Annotated in this window: 1 protein-coding gene; it reads left to right on the plus strand. The window is 53.3% G+C overall.

The window, feature by feature from the left end:
- Nucleotides 1–30: 30 nt before the first annotated feature.
- On the plus strand, nt 31–1952 hold a 1922-nt coding region (locus IMQ33_RS20355; RefSeq protein ID WP_196067766.1), incomplete at its 3' end, for a DUF2207 domain-containing protein.

Here is a 1952-nt window from a genome sequence, read left to right on the forward strand (position 1 = left end):
GTTGAAAAGCGATTAAGCATGGAAGGATAAATGGCTGGTTTGTTTGATAAGGCATTACGTATTTTCTGGCTGCTGTTGGTGTTGGTAAGCGGTGCTGCTCAGGCGGCCGACAGCGAAGTGCCACAGGGAGAACCCGAACATATTCTCTCATTCGATACAGTGGCACATTTTAGCCCCGACGGCAGTATGGAGGTGTGGGAAAACATCAAGGTGCTGTCTTTAGGACAAGAGATACGCCGTGGAATTTTCCGCACCTTGCCGCTGACCTGGTATCGCCAGGACGGCAAGATTTTTAATGTCGATTATCAGATCAAAGAGGTGCTGCGAGACGGAGAACCGGAGTCATTCAGTCTGGATCAGGCCGTGAAAGCGCTGACCGTGCGTATTGGCAGCCCCGGTCACATCCTGCAACCGGGGATCTATCACTATGAAATCCGCTATCAGATCGGCAACCACTTCAGCCGCTTCAGCGAGTGGGATGAACTTTACTGGAACGTAACGGGTAACGACTGGAGCTATCCGATAGATCAAGCCAGCTTCAAACTGGAGCTGCCTGATGCCAACCGCTATCTGGACAGTGTAGGTAAAGACACCCGGCTTCGCTCAATTGACGTTTACACCGGAGTCCTCGGGGCAAAAGATCACAATGCTCGGATCCTGCCCAATGGTAGTGTCCAAACCACACAGCCACTCCGCCAAGGCGAAGGCCTGACCGTTGCCTACACCTGGCCACGCAGCATTTTGGCAAGCGCAAGCGCTCCGCAAGCCTATTCGCCGCTGGCGCACTTGTTATTGCCCACAGAAGAAACCCGCGTGATCTGGATCCCCACGTTGATCCTTATTGGCTTTTGCTTGCTGTGGTGGCTTAAAAACGTGACCTTCACCAGGCTGAAGATGCCGCCGGTTATACCGCTGTATGCCATGCCCGCGACGTTGTCGCCAGGTTATCTGCGCTTTATTACCCAGCGTAAATACGACCACGTTGCCTTCAGTAGCGACCTACTGGATTTGATCGCCAGACGTGCCGTGGCAATTACGATCAAAGGAAAAAAGAACCAAGGCCCCTGGTTTTCCAAATCCGTGCCGAAAGAGGATCAATGGCTATCGCGCCAACCTGCTGGTAATAACAAACGGCTAACGGCCAACGATAGACAATTAATGAATCTGCTGTTTAGCCTCAATACCAGCCACATCAGTCTCGGCGAACCTAATCACAGACCAATGCAAAAGGCCCGCACATGGCTGGCAAAGCGCTGTGAAGCCCAGCAAGAAAAATTATTCAGCAAATGGGGTAAACCAGTTCACTACGCTGCGTATATCACATTGCTGACACTGTGGATCTGTGCGGCATTCTTTAACCCCACCGCAGCGGTGGTCGGGATCGCCGTTCTGCTATTGCTACTGCTCAGCATCACGCTGTTTATTTTACCGTGGGTATTCTTATTTAGCCCGGGAAGAACATGGTCCCCTTGGGGACCTATCACTCTGGTTCTTTCGCTGATAATTTGTCCGTTCTCCCTCGCTGTCAGCAAAATTTTGCTGTTTACCGTGCTGCCCCTGAACCAATTTCCCGCAGGCTATTTGGGCGCACTGCTGACAGGCTTTCTGCTATGTGTCGCCTTTGGCTGCTCGATCCCACGCTACACTCAGCAGGGGCTGAATGAGCTAGCCATTGCGCGGGGACTGAAGTTATACCTTGGCACCGCCGAGAGACAGCGCTATCAGACGCTTTATCCACCCGATCAGTGGGTCGCCCATTTTGAAAGTCTTTTACCGGCGGCGCTGGCGCTCGGCGTGGGCAAAACCTGGGCCAATACCTTCGCCCAGTGCCTGAAAGACACCGGTGTCAGGTCGGAAACCTTTGGCAATGCCGATTGGAACGGGGTGAACAGCTTCAGCCAATCCTGTGGCTCTTCTTCCAGCCCCTCCACCGGCGGCAGCTCAGGCTCGGG

This window comes from Serratia sp. Res13-Sevr-LER1-36-b, assembly GCF_015673035.1.
GTDB classification, from domain to species: domain Bacteria; phylum Pseudomonadota; class Gammaproteobacteria; order Enterobacterales; family Enterobacteriaceae; genus Chania; species Chania fonticola_C.